The organism is Streptomyces diastatochromogenes, assembly GCF_002242805.1.
Lineage (GTDB): Bacteria > Actinomycetota > Actinomycetes > Streptomycetales > Streptomycetaceae > Streptomyces > Streptomyces diastatochromogenes.
This window is the reverse complement of the sequence record NZ_MCGQ01000003.1, coordinates 68,646-85,247: the sequence shown is the minus strand read 5'-3', so window position 1 is coordinate 85,247 and position 16,602 is coordinate 68,646. Positions and strand designations below refer to the sequence as shown.

General features: G+C 69.9%; 15 protein-coding genes and 1 pseudogene. 13 read left to right on the top strand and 3 right to left on the bottom strand.

Annotated features, from left to right (window positions below; all coding sequences use genetic code 11):
- Positions 1–106: 106 nt before the first annotated feature.
- From BEK98_RS01485 to BEK98_RS01425, 13 genes and pseudogenes are all read left to right on the top strand, one after another.
- Positions 107–862 carry a GntR family transcriptional regulator gene (locus BEK98_RS01485; protein ID WP_094214480.1) on the top strand — a complete coding sequence of 252 codons (756 nt, stop codon included), beginning with the start codon at positions 107–109 and terminating at the stop codon, positions 860–862.
- 140 nt (positions 863–1,002) lie between these two features.
- The gene (locus BEK98_RS01480) at positions 1,003–2,127 is read left to right on the top strand and encodes a TIGR03364 family FAD-dependent oxidoreductase (RefSeq protein WP_094214479.1); all 1,125 of its coding nucleotides are present in this window, start codon (positions 1,003–1,005) and stop codon (positions 2,125–2,127) included.
- An 8-nt stretch (positions 2,128–2,135) separates the two neighbouring features.
- Positions 2,136–2,822: a phosphonatase-like hydrolase gene (locus tag BEK98_RS01475; protein ID WP_094214478.1), complete on the top strand. Its 687-nt coding sequence runs from the start codon at positions 2,136–2,138 to the stop codon at positions 2,820–2,822.
- Between the two features lies 1 nt (position 2,823).
- Positions 2,824–3,870 carry an ABC transporter ATP-binding protein gene (locus BEK98_RS01470; RefSeq protein ID WP_094214477.1) on the top strand — a complete coding sequence of 349 codons (1,047 nt, stop codon included), beginning with the start codon at positions 2,824–2,826 and terminating at the stop codon, positions 3,868–3,870.
- A complete protein-coding gene (locus BEK98_RS01465) occupies positions 3,863–4,705 on the top strand; it encodes a 2-aminoethylphosphonate ABC transporter permease subunit (RefSeq protein ID WP_094214476.1) in 843 nt (280 codons plus the stop codon). Before BEK98_RS01470 ends, BEK98_RS01465 begins: the two co-directional genes overlap by 8 nt.
- Positions 4,692–5,489 carry an ABC transporter permease gene (locus BEK98_RS01460; protein WP_094214475.1) on the top strand — a complete coding sequence of 266 codons (798 nt, stop codon included), beginning with the start codon at positions 4,692–4,694 and terminating at the stop codon, positions 5,487–5,489. Before BEK98_RS01465 ends, BEK98_RS01460 begins: the two co-directional genes overlap by 14 nt.
- A 45-nt stretch (positions 5,490–5,534) precedes the next feature.
- Positions 5,535–6,590: a 2-aminoethylphosphonate ABC transporter substrate-binding protein gene (locus BEK98_RS01455; protein WP_094214474.1), complete on the top strand. Its 1,056-nt coding sequence runs from the start codon at positions 5,535–5,537 to the stop codon at positions 6,588–6,590.
- A gap of 127 nt (positions 6,591–6,717) precedes the next feature.
- Entirely contained in the window at positions 6,718–7,872 is a 1,155-nt protein-coding gene (locus BEK98_RS01450) for an RNA-guided endonuclease InsQ/TnpB family protein (RefSeq protein ID WP_244201703.1), read from the top strand.
- A 120-nt stretch (positions 7,873–7,992) separates the two neighbouring features.
- Positions 7,993–8,220: pseudogene (locus tag BEK98_RS01445) on the top strand (alkaline phosphatase family protein); the annotation flags it as partial.
- A gap of 115 nt (positions 8,221–8,335) precedes the next feature.
- Positions 8,336–9,115, top strand: a complete 780-nt coding sequence (locus BEK98_RS01440) for an HAD-IIA family hydrolase (RefSeq protein ID WP_094214473.1) — start codon at positions 8,336–8,338, stop codon at positions 9,113–9,115.
- Positions 9,116–9,232: 117 nt separating this feature from the next.
- Positions 9,233–9,778, top strand: a complete 546-nt coding sequence (locus BEK98_RS01435; RefSeq protein WP_094214472.1) for a hypothetical protein — start codon at positions 9,233–9,235, stop codon at positions 9,776–9,778.
- Positions 9,779–9,793: 15 nt separating this feature from the next.
- Complete coding sequence (locus BEK98_RS01430) at positions 9,794–10,453, top strand: class F sortase (RefSeq protein ID WP_094214471.1); 660 nt, start codon at positions 9,794–9,796, stop codon at positions 10,451–10,453.
- Positions 10,454–10,545: 92 nt separating this feature from the next.
- Complete coding sequence (locus BEK98_RS01425; protein WP_094214470.1) at positions 10,546–11,571, top strand: glycoside hydrolase family 6 protein; 1,026 nt, start codon at positions 10,546–10,548, stop codon at positions 11,569–11,571.
- Here BEK98_RS01425 and glxA read toward each other — a convergent pair whose 3' ends face one another.
- The 3 genes from glxA to BEK98_RS01410 all read right to left on the bottom strand — a co-directional run bounded on the left by glxA (position 11,572) and on the right by BEK98_RS01410 (position 16,576).
- Complete coding sequence (glxA, locus tag BEK98_RS01420; RefSeq protein ID WP_094214469.1) at positions 11,572–13,509, bottom strand: radical copper oxidase GlxA; 1,938 nt, start codon at positions 13,507–13,509, stop codon at positions 11,572–11,574.
- The gene (locus BEK98_RS01415) at positions 13,506–15,545 is read right to left on the bottom strand and encodes a glycosyltransferase family 2 protein (protein WP_094214468.1); all 2,040 of its coding nucleotides are present in this window, start codon (positions 15,543–15,545) and stop codon (positions 13,506–13,508) included. Before BEK98_RS01415 ends, glxA begins: the two co-directional genes overlap by 4 nt.
- Before the next feature lie 308 nt (positions 15,546–15,853).
- A complete protein-coding gene (locus BEK98_RS01410; RefSeq protein WP_094214467.1) occupies positions 15,854–16,576 on the bottom strand; it encodes a FadR/GntR family transcriptional regulator in 723 nt (240 codons plus the stop codon).
- Positions 16,577–16,602 lie beyond the last annotated feature (26 nt).

Genomic DNA, 16,602 nt, shown 5'->3' with positions numbered 1-16,602 from the left:
GCGCACCTCGGGCGCGGGCCGTCGCACACCTCGGGCGCGGGCCTCCGCGCGCCTCAGGCGCGGGCCGCCGTACGAAACCCCCGCCCCCGTCTGCGACGATCCCTCCGTGGACTACCCGAACGACCAGGCCCCCGGCGCCCCCGTCCGCTCCGGCATCCCCGAGCACGGGCGCATCCCTAAGTACTACGCGGTCAAGGCGCGCATCGCCGGACTGCTGGAGGAGCTGGGGGAGGGCAGCCTCATCCCCACCGAGCGTGATCTCGCCGAGCGGTACGACGTCGCCCGCGAGACCGTACGGCAGGCCGTGCGGGAGCTGGTGCTGGAGGGGCGGCTCCAGCGGCGGGGCCGGGGGACCGTCGTCGCCGGGCCCAAGCTGGCCCAGCCGCTGTCCCTCGCGAGCTACACCGAGGGCGTGCGCCGCCAGGGCCGTACGCCCGGACGTACGCTCGTCACCCTCGACCGCTTCCCGTGCCCGGAGCCGCTCGCCGCCGAGACCGGGCTCACCCGGGGCGAACCCGTCTGGCACCTGGAGCGCGTGCTGCTCGCCGACGACGAGCGGGTCGGCCTGGAGAGCACCTACGTCGCCGTCGAGCGGGTCCCCGACCTCGACTCCCGCTTCGACCCCGACTCCTCCTTCTACGCCTTCCTCAAAGCCCAGGGCATCGAGTTCGGCGACGCCGACGAGCGCATCGAGACAGTGCTGGCCACCCCCCGTGAGGCCCTGCTCATCGGCACCCCGCCCGCCCTGCCCATGCTGCTGATCCACCGCGTGTCCCGGGACACGGAGGGACGCCCGCTGGAGCGCGTGCGCACCCTGTACCGCGGTGACCGGTTCTCCTTCACCGCACATCTGAACGGCTGAAAACCGCCCAAAATCACCCACCGCCTCCTCCTCTATTATCACGAGAAGATAACGGGTCTAGCCCAAACGTGATGGGTCGTTCACGCTCTCGTTGTCAGCCGGACCCTTCCGGTTACCCGTTCACGAGGAGCGTTGCCGCCGTGAGAGTGACAGTCGTCGGAGCAGGCGTGGTGGGCACCATGCACGCCTGGCAAGCAGTGGAGCGCGGCCATCAGGTCGTCCAGATCGAGCGTGAGGCGGAGGCGCGCGGCGCCTCGCTGCGCAACTTCGGGCAGATCTGGGTCAGCGGGCGCGCCGGTGGAGAAGAACTGGAGACCGCGCTGCGGGCGCGGGAGCTGTGGGAGGGGATCGGCGGGCGCGTGCCCGGGCTCGGCTTCCGGGCCAACGGGTCGCTCACCCCGGTGCGCGGCCCCCTCGAACTCGCCGTCGCCGAGGCCGCCGTGGCCCGCCCGGACGCCGCCGCCCGCGGCTACAAGCTGCTGACCCCCGGCGAGGCGCGGGCCCTCAACCCCGCCCTGCGCGGCGAGTTCACCGCCGCCCTCTACTGCGAGCGCGACGCCGCCGTCGAACCGCGCACCGCCCAACTCGCCCTGCGCGCGGAGCTGCTGAAGTCCCCGAACTACACCTTCCTGCCGGGGCGCGAGGTCCGCGAGGTGGTCGGTGCCGGGGCCGTCCGGGACGACCACGGCGACGTGCACCACGCCGACGCCGTCGTGCTGTGCACCGGCGCCTGGCTCGGCGGACTGGTACGGGAACTGGCCGGGCCCGACCTGCCCGTGCGCCGCGTCCGCCTCCAGATGATGCAGACCGACCCGCTCGGCGAACCGCTCACCACCTCGGTCGCGGACGCCGACAGCTTCCGGTACTACCCGGCCTACGCCTCCTCGGCACTGGACGAGCTGAACGCCCGCCAACCGCAGCCGGAGACCGCCGCCGCGCACAGGATGCAGCTGCTCATGGTGCAGCGCGCCGACGGCGGCCTGACCATCGGCGACACCCACGAGTACGAGCACCCCTTCGCCTTCGACACCGTCGAGGACCCCTACGACCACCTCACCGGCGTGGTCGAGTCCCTGCTCGGCCGCCCGCTGCCGAAGATCCGGCGCCGCTGGGCCGGCGTGTACGCGCAGTGCACCGACACCGGCCGGGTCGTCCACCGGCAGCAGGTGGGCGACGGGGTGTGGCTGGTCACCGGGCCCGGCGGGCGCGGCATGACCTGCTCCCCGGCGATAGCCGAAACAACCGCGAACGAACTGGGCTGGTGAGTACCCCCATGACCGACATCCGACTCGTCGTCCTCGACATGGCCGGCACCACCGTCGCCGACGGCGGCCTCGTCGAGCGCGCCTTCGCCGCCGCCGCTGCCGAACTGGGCGTCGAGCCCGGCTCCGCCGACCACGCCGAGAAGCTCGCCTACGTCCGCGCCACCATGGGCGAGTCCAAGATCTCCGTCTTCCGGCACCTGTTCGGGGACGAGGATCTCGCCCAGCGCGCCAACACCGCCTTCGAGAAGGCGTACGGCGACCTCGTCGACGCAGGGCTCATCGCCCCGATCCCCGGCGCCCGCGAGGCCATCGAGGAACTCGCCGGCAGCGGTCGTACCGTCGTCCTGACCACCGGCTTCGCCCGCGTCACCCAGGACGCCATCCTGGCCGCCCTCGGCTGGCCGGACCTCGTACCGCTCACCCTCTGCCCGGCCGACGCGGGCGGGCGCGGGCGGCCCTTCCCGGACATGGTCCTGGAGGCCTTCGTGCGGACCAAGGCCGCCGAGGACGTCCGGCAGGTCGCCGTCGTCGGCGACACGTCGTACGACGTGCTCAGCGGCGTACGGGCGGGTGCGGGACTGGTCGCAGGCGTCCGCACCGGCGCCCATGGCGACGCCGAGTTCCGGGCCGCCGGCGCCACCCACGTCCTCGACTCCGTCGCCGCCCTGCCCGCCCTGCTCACGGGAGCCCGGTGAGATGGGCATCCGCTTCGACTCCGTCACGGTCGCCTACGACGGCAACGTCGTCCTCGACTCCCTCGACCTGACCGTCGAGCCCGGCGAGGTCATGGCGCTGCTCGGGCCGTCCGGCTCCGGCAAGACCACCGCGCTGCGGGCGGTCGCCGGGTTCGTACGGCCCGCCTCCGGGCGCGTGTTCCTCGGCGACCGGGACGTGACGGACCTGCCGCCGTACCGGCGCGGCATCGGCATGGTGGTCCAGCAGTACGCCCTCTTCCCGCACCTGCGGGTGGACGAGAACGTGGCGTTCGGACTCCGGGCACGGAAGACGCCCAAGGGCGAGATACGGGGGCGGGTCGCCGAGGCGCTGGAGATGACCGGCATGGCCGCCTACGCCCGCCGCTTCCCAAGGGAGCTGTCCGGCGGACAGCAGCAGCGCGTCGCCATCGCCCGCGCGCTCGCCATCCGGCCGGACGTACTGCTCCTGGACGAGCCGCTGTCCGCGCTGGACGCCCAGCTGCGGTCCGGGATGCTGGCCGAACTGGCCCGGCTGCACCGGGAGTTGCCGGACGTGTCGATGCTGTACGTGACCCACGACCAGGTCGAGGCGCTGACGCTGGCGGACCGGATCGCGGTGATGGACGCTGCGAAGCTGCGCGCATGCGGGACGCCGAGGCAGTTGTACCGGGCGCCCACTGACGAGTTCACGGCGTCTTTCGTGGGCGGTGCGAATCTGGTGCCGGTGACCGTGGGGACCGGGGGTGTCTTCTTCGCGGGGACCGAGGTGAAGGTCGACACGGACGGCGTGATCCCCGGTGCATGGGCCACTTTGTGCGTACGGCCGCATCTGGTCGGGCTCGGGGAAGGGCCCAACCAGTTCATCGGCACGGTCACCGAGATTCAATGGCGGGGGGCCACCCATCGGCTGTACGTCAATGTCGACGGGCACACGGTCATGGCCGACCTGCGCGAGCTGAAGAATCCACCTGGCCTCGGTGACTCCGTGAGCCTGCACTTCGCGTCCGAGGACGCGGTGTTGCTGCCCGCAGGAGTCAGCCATGGCTGAGGCCGTACAGAAAGCTCGCGTCGTCCGTGGCCGGTCGCGCAGTTCCCCGCGCCCCTTTGGGGCGCTTGTCTGGGCCCTACCTCCCATAGCCGCCCTAATCCTCTTCTTCCTCTACCCGCTTGCCCTAGTCGTCCAGCAGTCCTTCCACCCCGACACCGGCGGCACCTCCCTCCAGCCCTACGCCGACGTCTTCGCCTCCGAGGGCTTCCGGCACGCGCTGTGGACCACCGTCTGGCTGGCGCTGGCCTCCACGGCCGGCTGTCTGGTCCTCGGGTTCCTGCTGGCGCTGGTCATCGCGTTCGTACCGTTTCCCGGGGCGAAGGCGGTGGCGCGGTTCATCGACGTGTACCTGTCCTTCCCGTCCTTCCTCATCACGCTGGCGCTGCTGTTCATCTACGGCACCACGGGCATCGTCGGTTCCTTCCAGTTCCTGACCACGCCCTGGGGCGTGCTGCTGGCGGAGGTCACCTACTTCACGCCGTTCGTGATGCGGCCGCTGCTCGCCGCCTTCTCCCAGCTCGACACCGCACAGCTGGAGGCGGCCAGTTCGCTCGGTGCCCGCGCGCCGCGGATCGTACGGCGGGTGATCCTGCCGGAGGCGCTGCCCGCGCTCGCGGCCGGCGGGAGCCTCGTCCTGGTGCTGTGCCTCAACGAGTTCGGGATCGTGCTGTTCACCGGTGCGAAAGGGGTCACGACCCTGCCGATGCTCGTCTACAGCAAGGCGATCCTGGAGTCCGACTATCCGGGCGCGTGCGTGGTCGCCGTCGTCAACGTCCTGATCTCCGTGGGGCTGTACGGCCTCTACCGGGTGGTGAGCCGTCGTGCTGGTGCATAGCCGCAAGGCCAAGTGGGCCGTATGGGCGGTGTTCCTGCTGCTCTTCCTGCCCCTCTTCGCCCTGCCCCTCCTCGTCGTCCTCGGCGCCTCCTTCGCCACCCACTGGTCCGGCGTCCTGCCCTCGGGGCTGACCACGGCCCACTACCGCTCCGCCACCCGCGGCGAGGCCCTCCAGGCCCTGACCACCAGCCTGGTCACCGCCGTCACCGCGAGCCTGCTCGCCCTGGCCACCGGCACCTGGGCCGCGCTCGCCGGGGCGGCCCTGAAGAAGCGCCACCGCCGGGTGCTGGACGCGCTGTTCGTGCTGCCGGTCGCCGTGCCCTCGGTCGTGGTGGGACTGTCGGTCCTGGTGGCCTTCTCCCAGCCGCCGCTGCTGCTCAACGGCACCCGGTGGATCGTGATCATCGCCCACACCGTCCTGGTGACCGCCTTCGCCCACCAGTCCGTGTCGGCCGCGATCACCCGCCTCGACCCGGCCTACGAACAGGCCGCCGCCTCCCTCGGCGCCCGCCCCGCCTACGTCCTGTGGCGGGTCCGGCTCCCCCTCCTGCTGCCCTCCCTGACCGCCGCCGCCGGCCTCTGCTTCGCCCTGTCCATGGGCGAGCTGAGCGCCACCATGATGCTCTATCCGCCCGACTGGACCCCGCTTCCCGTCCTGATCTACGCGGCCACCGACCGCGGCGCCCTGTTCACGGGCTCCGCCGTCGCGGTGGTGCTGATGGCCGCGACCCTGCTCGTCCTGTTCGTCGTCTCCCGGGTCCGCACCCGGGCGTCGTACCGCTGATCCGCCCTCCCAACCCGCTTATCCCCGCAAGGAGTTCGCCTCGCCATGCCCAGAAACAGCGTCACGCTCGCCGTAGCCCTCACCCTCCTCGCCACCCCGCTGCTGTCCGCCTGCGGCGGCTCCTCCGCCGCCTCCGACGAGAAGGTCGTCACCGTCTACAGCGCCGACGGCCTCAAGGGCGAGAACGGCGACGGCTGGTACGACAAGGTCTTCGCGGACTTCGAGAAGCAGACCGGGATCAAGGTCAAGTACGTCGAGGGCGGCTCCGGCGAGATGGTGCAGCGCGCCGTCCGCGAGAAGAGCAACCCGCAGGCCGACGTGCTGGTCACCCTCCCGCCGTTCATCCAGCAGGCCGACGGCAAGGGCCTGCTGCAGAAGTACGAGCCGAAGGACTCCGAGCTGGTCAGCGGCGCCGACAAGGCCGTCGACGGCACCTGGACCTCGGTCGTCAACAACTACTTCGGCTTCGTCTACAACAAGAAGGAGCTGAAGCAGGCGCCCAGGACCTGGGACGAGCTGCTCGACGGCAAGTACAAGAACAAGCTCCAGTACTCCACCCCGGGCGTCGCCGGTGACGGCACCGCCGTGCTCATCAAGGCCATCCACGACTTCGGCGGCAAGGAAGCGGCCCTCGCCTACCTGAAGAAGCTCCAGGCCAACAACGTCGGCCCGTCCGCCTCCACCGGCAAGCTCGCCCCCAAGGTCGACAAGGGCGAACTCCTCGTCGCCAACGGGGACGTGCAGATGAACTACGCCCAGTCCAAGGACATGCCCAACCTCGGCATCTGGTTCCCGGCCGGGAAGGACGGCAAGCCCACCACCTTCGCCCTGCCCTACGCGGCCGGCCTGGTCACCAAGGCCCCGCACAGCGAGAACGGCAAGAAGCTGCTCGACTTCATGCTCGCGCAGAAGCAGCAGCAGGAGGTCAGCGAGATCGGCGGCGGCTTCGCCGCCCGCAAGGACGTCAAGGCCACCGACGCCAACGCCGTCGCCCTCGCCAAGCTGATGAACGGCGTGGACTTCTTCCAGCCGGACTGGAACGACATCGACAAGAACCTCACGGCCTACGTCGAGGACTGGAAGTCCGCGACGGGCAGCTGACACACCGCCGTCTCTGGCCGACTGACGAGACGAGAAATGCGAACGCCTGTCCAGTGGTTCGCTGGTCGTGGTGATCGCCGGTCGAATCGTGATCGTGTGTGCGGTGGTCGTACTAAATTCCGATGTCATGAAGCTGGTGGTGCAGGTGAAGCTGCTGCCGACGCCCGTGCAGACGTTGGCACTGGAGGCGACCCTGCGCACCTGCAACCGGGCCGCTACCCACGCCTCGCAGGTTGCCTTCGCCAAGAACCTCAAGGACCGCAACGGCTTGCAGAAGGAGGTGTACGCGGATCTGAAGGCCACCTACGGGCTGTCGGCGCAGCCAGCAGTGCGGGCGGTTAAGAAGGTCGTCGACGCCTACGCCACGCTGAAGGCCAACCTGCGGGCCGGAAACCTGGGCCCGCCCAACTCCAAGCGGTACCGAAAGGCGCTCAGCACGCCGGTCGTCTTCCGCCCGGAGGCGGCCCAGCCGTTCGACGACCGATGCTTGTCATGGCAGTACGACGCACGCACAGTGTCGATCTGGACGGTGGACGGGCGGATGAAGGGGATCCGGTTCGCCTGCTCACCCGGCCAGCTCAAGACCCTCGTGCAGTACCGCAAGGGTGAGAGTGACCTCGTGTGCAGGGGTGGCAAGTGGTTCCTGATCGCCACCTGTGACATCCCCGATCCTGAGGCGTATGAGCCGGCTGACTGGATCGGGGTGGACCGTGGCATCGTCAACCTTGCTACGACCAGTGACGGCACCAACCATCAGGGCCGACGCCTGGGCCGCTATCGGCGCTGGCAGGCTCGCAAACGCTCCGAACTCCAGGCCAAGCAGACCCGCTCGGCCACCCGCCGTCTGGCCCGCCGCGCGAAAAGGGAGAAGCGCCATGCCACGCACGTGAACCACAAGATCAGCAAGGAGATCGTGTCCGTCGCGCAACGCACCGCGCGCGGCATCGCCGTCGAGGCACTCGGCGGGATCCGTGAGCGGGTACGGCTACGCCGCGACCAGCGGGGCACCCTCTCCTCGTGGCCCTTTCACCAGCTTGGACAGCACCTCGCCTACAAAGCCAGGCGGGCTGGAGTGCCGTTCCTGGAGGTGGACGCGCGCCATACCTCGCAGCGATGTCCGCGCTGCGGGCATACCGAGCGGGCCAACCGGTCTGACCGGGACCACTTCTGTTGTCGTCGGTGCGGGCTCGCTGGCCCGGCCGACGTCGTCGCCGGGGTCAACGTGCGCAGCCGTGCACGCTCGGCGTGGGTGTTTGTCACCGCACCCGCACCCGCTCCCTGATACCTGCTGGGGGCTGGGTGGATGCGACCCGTGACCGTCCTGTCGTAGGGGGCAGTCGGGAGCGCGACGAGGTGTTAACGGCCGAGCGGACAGGCTCGGCCGTTCACGGCCGAGAAGGTGACCACCGACGAGTTCTGGACCCAGCGCGACCAGAACCGCGAGTGCAACGTCCGCGCCCGGAACGTGTTCGCGGTCGCCGACGGCGACGAGTGGAGCGACAAGGCCCTCACCGGCACCTTCGACTCCACGCTCGTCAGCCCCGCGTACCCGCTCACCGGCGGCGGCACCGCCACCTTGACCTACACCACCTACTACCGGCAGGAGCCCCCGCAGAAGGGGCCAGTGATCAGTCACTCCTGACCAGGGTCAGGATCAGGCCTTCCTGATTAGGCTGGGGGCGTCGGTACGCCGTGGTTCCGGCGCCCCCGCTTCTTGACCGTACGCACGCAGGAGACGCAAGCACATGGCAGACCGCAAGCCCATCGAGTCGTGGCTCACCGACATGGACGGCGTCCTGATCCACGAAGGGGTGCCGATCCCCGGCGCCGACGCCTTCCTGAAGAAGCTGCGCGAATCCGGGCGGCCCTTCCTGGTGCTGACCAACAACTCCATCTACACCGCCCGTGACCTGCACGCCCGGCTGCGCCGGATGGGCCTGGACGTGCCGGTGGAGAACATCTGGACCTCCGCCCTGGCCACCGCCCAGTTCCTGGACGACCAGCGGCCCGGCGGCAGCGCCTACGTCATCGGCGAGGCGGGCCTGACCACGGCACTGCACGACATCGGCTACATCCTCACCGACCACGAGCCCGACTTCGTGATCCTCGGCGAGACCCGCACCTACTCCTTCGAGGCCCTGACGAAGGCCGTGCGGCTCATCAACGGCGGAGCCCGGTTCATCGCGACCAACCCCGACAACGTAGGCCCCTCCACCGAGGGCGACCTGCCCGCCACCGGCTCGGTCGCCGCCCTGATCACCGCCGCGACCGGCAAGAAGCCGTACTTCGTCGGCAAGCCCAACCCGCTGATGATGCGGGCCGGGCTCAACGCGATCGGCGCCCACTCCGAGACCTCCGCGATGATCGGCGACCGGATGGACACCGACGTCCTCGCGGGCCTGGAGGCCGGGATGCGCACCTTCCTGGTGCTGACCGGCGTCACTCAGCCCGACGACGTCGACCGCTACCCCTTCCGCCCCTCCCAGGTCGTCGACTCCATCGCGGACCTCGTAGACCTCGTCTGAGCAGGGACTTCCAAACCCGGCACCCACCCTGTCCCACCCGTATGGAGCAATCGCGTGCCTCCCCGGGATGCGGAGGCGCGCCGTACGGGGGAGCCTCCCACTGTCTGGAGGTTCACGATGGGCTCAGTTCGCCTCACTCTCTGTACAGGACTCCTGGCCGTCGCCGCCCTGACCCCGGTGGCGTACGCGGCCGACGACGGCCCAGGAGTCACGGTGACCCCGGCCGCCCCGGCCCCGGGCGGCGACGTGTCCCTACGGGTACGCGGCTGCACCGGGGCGCAGGGCACCGCCGCCTCCGCCGCGTTCGTCTCCGACGCCCGGCTGACCGGCAGCCAGGGCACGCTGGCCGGGGAGACCCGCATCCGCACCTCACTGGAGCCGGGCGGCTACGAGGTGCGGATCAGCTGTTCCGGCACGGTCGTCACCGGCCGGATCACCGTCGTGGAGACCTCCTCGGGCCGGGACGGGCTGCCGTCCGACGCCCTCGCCTCGCCTGTCGCCCCGGTCCACGCGGGCGGCGGCGGCACCGCGCACTTCGCCACGGTGGCCACCAGCGGGTCCGCTCCCGGCACCGGCCAGGCGGTGACCGGCCTGGCCCTCGCCGGGGTCGCGGCGGCCGCCGTCGGGCTGCTCAGGGCCCGCCGGAGCCGCGGCACGGACTGAGGGCGTACGGCCGCCATGTCCGACGACCCCGGGCGCACCACCGGCACCGCGCGCCTGCTCACCGCCCTGGCCTGGACGCTCCTGCTGCTCGGGCTGTGGCTGTGGGGCCGGGGCGTGACCGACGTAGCCGAGAGCCCGTCCGGCCCGGGTGACGTGGCCGGACTCGGCACCGAGCGGGTCCGGCTGCCGCCCGCGGCCAAGCCGCTCGGCCCCGCGACCCCGCAGCGCATCGACATCCCCGAACTGGGCGTGCAGGCCCCCGTGACGGCCCGCGGCCTGGACAGCCGGGGCGCCGTCGACCCGCCGCCGTTCGACCAGCCGGGAGTCGTCGGCTGGTACGGCTCCGGGACCGCGCCCGGCGCGGCAGGGGCCGCGCTCATGGTGGGCCACGTCGACACCGAGACCCGGCCCGCCGTCTTCTACAAGCTCAGCACCCTGAAGCCGGGCGAGACGATCCGCGTGGTCCGCTCGGACGGCAAGGTCGCCCACTTCACCATCGACGGCATCCGCGTCCTGGCCCGCGACGACTTCGACGCCCGGCAGGCCTACGGCCCCCACCAGCCGGGCCGCGCCGAACTCCGCCTGATCACCTGCGGCGGCACCTTCGACCGCATCAGCCGCAGCTACACGGCCAACGTGGTGGTCTCCGCGTACCTCACGGGCACCGGTCCCTGACCCTCTGCGCGACCTCGTGAGCGGCGCGGCCGGTATGCCACGATTGGTACGCGGTCGACCAGGCCGGAACGATGCGCCCAGGGGGGAAACGCATGTACGACACCAGGGGGGCCCGCACTTCGGCACGGGCACGGGCGTCCGCGGCGGTGCTGGGGGCGGCACTGCTGCTCGCCGGGTGCTCCTCGTCGGACGGGGACCAGGCCGCCGATCCGGGCGCCGGGATCACTCAACAGCCCAAGTCCGCCGACCCGTTCTGGGTGAACCCGGACGGCACCGCGGCCCGCCAGCTCGCCGCCTACGAGAAGGCCGGCAAGAAGACCGACGCCGCGCAGATCCGCAAGATCGCCGAGCAGCCGGTGGGGGAGTGGATCGGCCCGGAGAACCCCGAGCAGGAGGCCCGCGGCTTCACCGAGGCCGCCGAGAAGTCCGACCGCACGGCCCTGCTCGTCCTCTACGACATCCCGCACCGCGACTGCGGCCAGTACTCCCAGGGCGGCGCGGCCGACGGCGACGCCTACCGCGCCTGGATCGACGGCGTCGCCCGGGGCATCGGCGACCGTCCCGCCACCGTCATCCTCGAACCCGACGCCGTACTCCACCTCGTCGACGGCTGCACCCCGGGCGAGTTCCACGAGGAGCGCTACGACCTCCTGCGGGGCGCCGTCGACAAGCTCAAGTCCCTGAAGAACACGAAGGTCTACCTGGACGCCGGCAACGCCGGCTGGGGCCACCCCGACCAGATCTTCCAGCCCCTCCAGCAGGCCGGCGTCGACCGCGCCGACGGCTTCGCCGTCAACGTCTCCAACTTCTACTCCACCCAGGACTCCATCGCCTACGGCAAACAGCTCTCCGCCAAGGTGGGCGGCAAACACTTCGTCATCGACACCAGCCGCAACGGCAACGGCCCGTACACCGAGGGCGACCCGGCCCAGAAGTGGTGCAACCCGCCCGGCCGGGCGCTGGGCGAGACCCCGACGACAAAGACGGCGGACCCCCTTGTGGACGCCTACCTGTGGGTCAAGCGCCCGGGAGAGTCGGACGGCACGTGCAAGGGGGGCCCGAAGGCGGGGCAGTGGTGGGCGAGTTACGCACTCGCCCTTGCCGGGAACAGCAAATAGCTACGGAACTTTGACCCACTGAGCCTTGGACGGCGTCCCCTGGTCGTCGTCCACGAACAGCATGTACCACCCCGACTGCACCAGATTCCGGCTCTTCGGCACCGTGACCGTGATCTTGTCACCGGACGTCGTGAAGTCCAGGGCGATCGACCGCTGATCCACGTCCGTCACATGGGTCGACGCGCTCGGCCGGATCAGCCGCACCTTCTTGATGCTCGAGGCGTGCTTCGAGGTGAACGTCCCCGAAGCACCCCGGGCGATCGTCTGCGGCCCCCCGCTGAGCGACGGCCGGGAGTCCCGGTACAGATAGGGAGGCGTGTAGATCTCGATCCGCTGCTCGAACTTCCCCGGCTTCGTGTTCGCCTTGTCCGCGTACAGCGAGTCGGACCCGAAGAACATCACCCGCCCGTCCGGCAGCAGGATCGACCCGGAGTGGTAGTTCCGCCCGACCAGCGGATCGGCGACCTGGGTGAAGCTGTTGCTGTCCGGGTGGTACATCCGGGCCTGCAGGATGTTGGAGGCGCCGCGCCCCCGGTAGTCCTCGGAACCCCCCGACACCAGCACGGTGTCGTCGGGCAGGATCGAGGACTGCGGATACCGGGTCCCCTTCTCCAGCTGGGGCCCGTCGACGAAGTGCGGGTTCTGCGCCTTCAGGTCGATGAGCCGCGTCTTCTTGCTGGACAGCTTGGACTCGCCGACCCCGCCGCCGCCGATCACCATGAACTTCTCGTCCTGCGCCGGAGGCAGCAGCACCGTCCCGGCCGTCTCCATCATGTTCGGGTCGCTGAGCCCGGGCAGCTTGGTGAACTTGTTGGTGCCGACGTCCCAGATGCCGGGAACACGGCCCACGTTGTCCGGTCCGTACCCCGCGTTGGCACCCGAGTAGAAGATCTTCCCGTTCTGCATCAGGAACAGCGCCGGGTACGTCGGGAACTGCCGGATCTTCTGGGTGTACGTCCACTTCTTGGTCTTGGGGTCGAAGATCTCGTTCTTCCCCGGGACCAGCTGGCCGATGTCGTCGAGACCGGAGACGCTGAGGATCTTCCCGTCCGACAGGGTCGTGAGCGTCGGGTACCAGCGGGCCTCGTTCATCGGGTCGACCTTGATGTACCGCTCGGCGACCGGGTCGAACTCGTAGGCGTCGCGGATGCCCTGGAAGTCCTTCTTGTCGAGGGCGAGCTTCTGCGCGATGCCGTACGTGTTGCGCGCGTCGGCGCCGGTCAGGCCCTGGATCCGGTAGTTGTCCTGGGTGCCGGTCTCGTACTGGGTGCCGCTGCGCTGCGCCTCGACGTAGATACGGCCGAGCCCGGGGTCGTTGCGCAGGAACGCGCCGGTCTTCGGGTCGAAGACCTTCTTCGCGCGCGGTACGAGCACCGGGTCCTTCGACACGAAGGTCTTGCCGTTCTCCTTGCCGGTGAACTTGGTGCCCGCGGGCAGCGTCATCGGCTTGTCGGGGTTCTCGTTGTGCACGACCATCAGGCCGCCGGCCTTGGTGACGTCGCCCTTGAGCTTCTCGTAGCGCTTCGTCCCGCCCGCGATCAGCAGGTTGCCGTTGGCCAGCTGGGTGTGGCCGGTGCAGAACAGGTCGGCGGGCGTCGGCACCTTCTTGATCGTGCCCTTGACCGGGTCCCAGATCCGGGTGTCGAACTTCTTCTTGTCGAAGTTGTCCTGGTTGTTGCCCGAGCCGGCCACCAGCAGCACCTTGCCGGTGTGCAGGAGCGCCGCGTGGATGGTGTCCTGGCGGTACTCCTCGGGGAAGTCGACGATGTCCCAGTGGCCGTTCGCGGCCTTGTACTCGGGCTTGTTGATCTTGTACTGGTGGTACTGCTCGGTTCCGAAGCGGTAGAGCCACGGCCCGTTCATCCCGGCCAGCGCGAGTACCACCGCCGTGCCTATCGCGAGTCGACGAGCACGACGGCGGCCGGCCTGGTCCTTCATTCCTTACGTCCCCCAAGTCCGCCGAGCGCGATCTGCATGGTCTGTTCGTTGTCCCCCGCGGGGTCACCGCCCGGTCCCCGGGGTGAGGCGGCCCAACTGGGCCGCTGCTGCGGGGCGTGGCCGTGCGGCGCGTGGGCCGCGTACCCGGCGGGCACCGCGTCCTGCGGCTCCGCCGCCGGCCCGGGTGCCGGCGCCCCGGCAGCCGTACCCGCACCGGAAGCCGCCGCCTGCCGGGGCTTCTTCTTCTCCTGCCGCAGTGCGTGCCGCCAGACGAAGATCGGCGAGGCGGTGATCAGCATGGCGAAGACCGCCCACGTGATCATCGCCGGGTGGGAGTGCCCGAACACGAAGCCCGCGGCGAGCGAACCACCGAAGACCAGGATGAAGAACCAGTGGATCCGGAAGGTCCCGAACAGCGTGTCCGGGCTGGCCGAGTCGCCCTTCGGGGTCACGACGAACTTGCTCTTGCGGCGCAGCACCGCGTCCATCAGCGAGCGGGCGTAGATCGGCGCGGACAGCGCCGACATCATCATGCCCGCGACACCGCCGGAGCCCTCCGGCTCGTGCGGGGAGACGTTGTGCCGCCGGTTCCAGATGTACAGGCCGATCTGGAGCGCGGAGGCGTTGCCGTACAGCATCAGCCACACGGTCGGGTCGATGTTCACACCCGAGGCGCCCAGGCCCAGGAACAGCGCGCAACTCAGCGCCGCCAGGATCCAGTTGAGGGCGGACATCGGGTAGAAGATGATCATCATCGTGTAGTTGAAGAGCTTGCCGGGCGGCAGCGACCAGAAGCCCTTCCAGTACTGCTTGAGGATCGTCTCGTACGTTCCCCGGGACCAGCGCATCTGCTGGGTGAAGAAGTCCGTCCAGGCGTTCGGGCCCTCGCCGACGGCGAGGACGTCCGGGGTGTAGACCGACTTCCACTTCCGGCCCGTGGCCGGGTTCTTGGCGCGGTGCATCTCGAACCCGGTGGCCATGTCCTCGGTGATCGAGTCGTACAGCCCGCCGATCTGCTTGATCGCGCTGATCCGCACGGCGTTCGACGTGCCCACGAACATCGGGGCGCCGTAGCGGTTGCCGGCGCGCTGGATGAGGGCGTGGAAGAGGAACTGCTGCGACTCGGCGGCCTTGGTGACGAACGTGTCGAAGTTGCCGTAGACCTGCGGGCCGATGACGAAGCCGACGTCCGGGTCGCGGAAGTAACCGAGCATCCGCTCCAGGTAGTTGGGCAGCGGCACGTGGTCGGTGTCGACGGAGGCGAAGAAGTCGTACTCGCCGCCGTGCGCCTCGAGCCAGGCGTTGTAGTTGCCGTGCTTGGTCTTGGCGCGGTGCGGGCCCTTGGGCTGGTTCCACCGGGCGACGCCCTTGCGGGAGAAGTGGTGGACGCCGAGCCGGGCGCAGACCTCCTTGACGGCGGGGTCGTCGCCCTCGTCCAGCAGCCACACGTGCATCAGGCCCCGGTGGCGCAGCTTGACCGCGGCCTCCAGGGTCTTGGTCACCATCTCCAGCGGCTCCTTGCCGGGCACGAAGGAGGTGAGGAAGGCGACGCGGGTGCCGGTCTCCGGCACGACCGGGACCGGGTCCCGGGCGACCAGCGTGGCGTGCGCGTTCGACAGCACGTTCATGCAGCGGAAGAACTCGATCAGACCGATCGAGACGAGCATGACGATGTCGAGCGCCGGCAGGAAGTCGTAGGCCGGGTAGTCCCGTTCGGTCCAGTGCTCGGGCTGCATGAGCCAGAACAGCAGGACCAGGGAGAGTACCGGGGCCGCGCCCAGCATGAGCGCGGCGCGTATCCGGTGCGGCTCCTGCGAGAGCAGCGAGCGGTACTGCACCTTGTAGGGCTTGCCCGGGTCGGGCTGGGTGAGGGGACCCGCCAGCCGGCTGTAGTGCTCGTAGTCGTATCTCGGCAGGCTCTTCCTGATGCGGCGGAACTGGCCCGTCCGGTGCCCGATCGCACGGAGCTGGGTGGTTTGTGACGGATCGTTGTTCTGTTCGTGGCTCTGCCGGGCGCCCGTCGGCGTCGACGTCATGAGTCATTCCCCCCACACGCAGGTCACCGCGTGTTCGTCGGTCCTTCCGCCGGATCGGGGTCCCCTCGGCCGTCACAGGCGGTTCCATGGTGAGTCACCGTCACCACGTCTTGCTCACCCTATAGACACGGGACCGCGACCTTCCGGTTGCATGATGCCCCCCTCGGCACCGATTCATGAGCGGGGCCCCCTCCCCGCCGGTACGCAACCGCTTTCCCCCCAAGTGCCGCGAATCCGCGGCGTCATGAACAACCAGGGTTCTACGGCGCTCAGCATGATCGCAAGACGCGAAACGCGGTGTTTACCGGTCAAACCCGTTCATTGTGGCGCGCGTGTGGCTCGGGAGGCTCCGGTGCGCCCGTGGGGGAGAGGCGGGCACGGATGTTGCCGAAGTGATCTCTTATGGCCTCCTCCGCCCGTATGGAATCGCCGGACCGGACCGCGTCGAGGATCTCCCGGTGCTGACGGCAGGTGACCCGTGGGTCCTGCGGTACGTCCACCAGATCCCGCTGGACCCGGTGGAACGCGTCCCAGAACGCCTCCAGCACCTCGCTCAGCAGCACGTTGTCCAGCCCCCGGTAGAGGGTGGCGTGAAACGCGCGGTCGGTTTCGGCGAGGCCGCGGCCTTCGGCGGCCTCCCGTTCCATACGGTTCACGAGGCCGTCCAGTTCAACGAGGTCGGACTCCGGCAGCCGCCCGGCCAGCCGCGAGACCAGTCCCGTCTCGACGGCCTCGCGCAGCTCCAGCAGCTGCAGCAGGGAGTCCTCGCCCCGGTAGTGCCCGGCGACCGTACGGAAGGCGAGCCCCTCGATCATCGGGGCGAGCGACATCGGGCCGACGTACGTCCCGAACCCGTGCCGGATCTCCACGATCCCCATCGCCTGGAGCGCCTTCAGCGCCTCCCGTACCGAGTTCCGGCTCGCCCCGAGGAACTCCATCAGCTCGGGCTCGGTCGGTAGCGGGGCGCCCGAGGGCAGCCGCCGGTCGATGATGAGCTTCTTGATCCGCTCCTGGAGGTCACGCGCTGCCATGGCCAGAGGGTAACCGGCCAAACAGC

Bases quoted from the DNA above. Each gene is read 5' to 3' on its own strand.
- BEK98_RS01475 (WP_094214478.1), top strand. From the start codon at position 2,136: ATGACCGACATCCGACTCGTCGTCCTCGACATGGCCGGCACCACCGTC.
- BEK98_RS01470 (WP_094214477.1), top strand. From the start codon at position 2,824: ATGGGCATCCGCTTCGACTCCGTCACGGTCGCCTACGACGGCAACGTC.
- BEK98_RS01465 (WP_094214476.1), top strand. From the start codon at position 3,863: ATGGCTGAGGCCGTACAGAAAGCTCGCGTCGTCCGTGGCCGGTCGCGC.
- BEK98_RS01455 (WP_094214474.1), top strand. From the start codon at position 5,535: ATGCCCAGAAACAGCGTCACGCTCGCCGTAGCCCTCACCCTCCTCGCC.
- BEK98_RS01450 (WP_244201703.1), top strand. From the start codon at position 6,718: ATGAAGCTGGTGGTGCAGGTGAAGCTGCTGCCGACGCCCGTGCAGACG.
- BEK98_RS01440 (WP_094214473.1), top strand. From the start codon at position 8,336: ATGGCAGACCGCAAGCCCATCGAGTCGTGGCTCACCGACATGGACGGC.
- BEK98_RS01435 (WP_094214472.1), top strand. From the start codon at position 9,233: ATGGGCTCAGTTCGCCTCACTCTCTGTACAGGACTCCTGGCCGTCGCC.
- BEK98_RS01430 (WP_094214471.1), top strand. From the start codon at position 9,794: ATGTCCGACGACCCCGGGCGCACCACCGGCACCGCGCGCCTGCTCACC.
- BEK98_RS01425 (WP_094214470.1), top strand. From the start codon at position 10,546: ATGTACGACACCAGGGGGGCCCGCACTTCGGCACGGGCACGGGCGTCC.
- glxA (WP_094214469.1), bottom strand. From the start codon at position 13,509: ATGAAGGACCAGGCCGGCCGCCGTCGTGCTCGTCGACTCGCGATAGGC.
- BEK98_RS01415 (WP_094214468.1), bottom strand. From the start codon at position 15,545: ATGACGTCGACGCCGACGGGCGCCCGGCAGAGCCACGAACAGAACAAC.
- BEK98_RS01410 (WP_094214467.1), bottom strand. From the start codon at position 16,576: ATGGCAGCGCGTGACCTCCAGGAGCGGATCAAGAAGCTCATCATCGAC.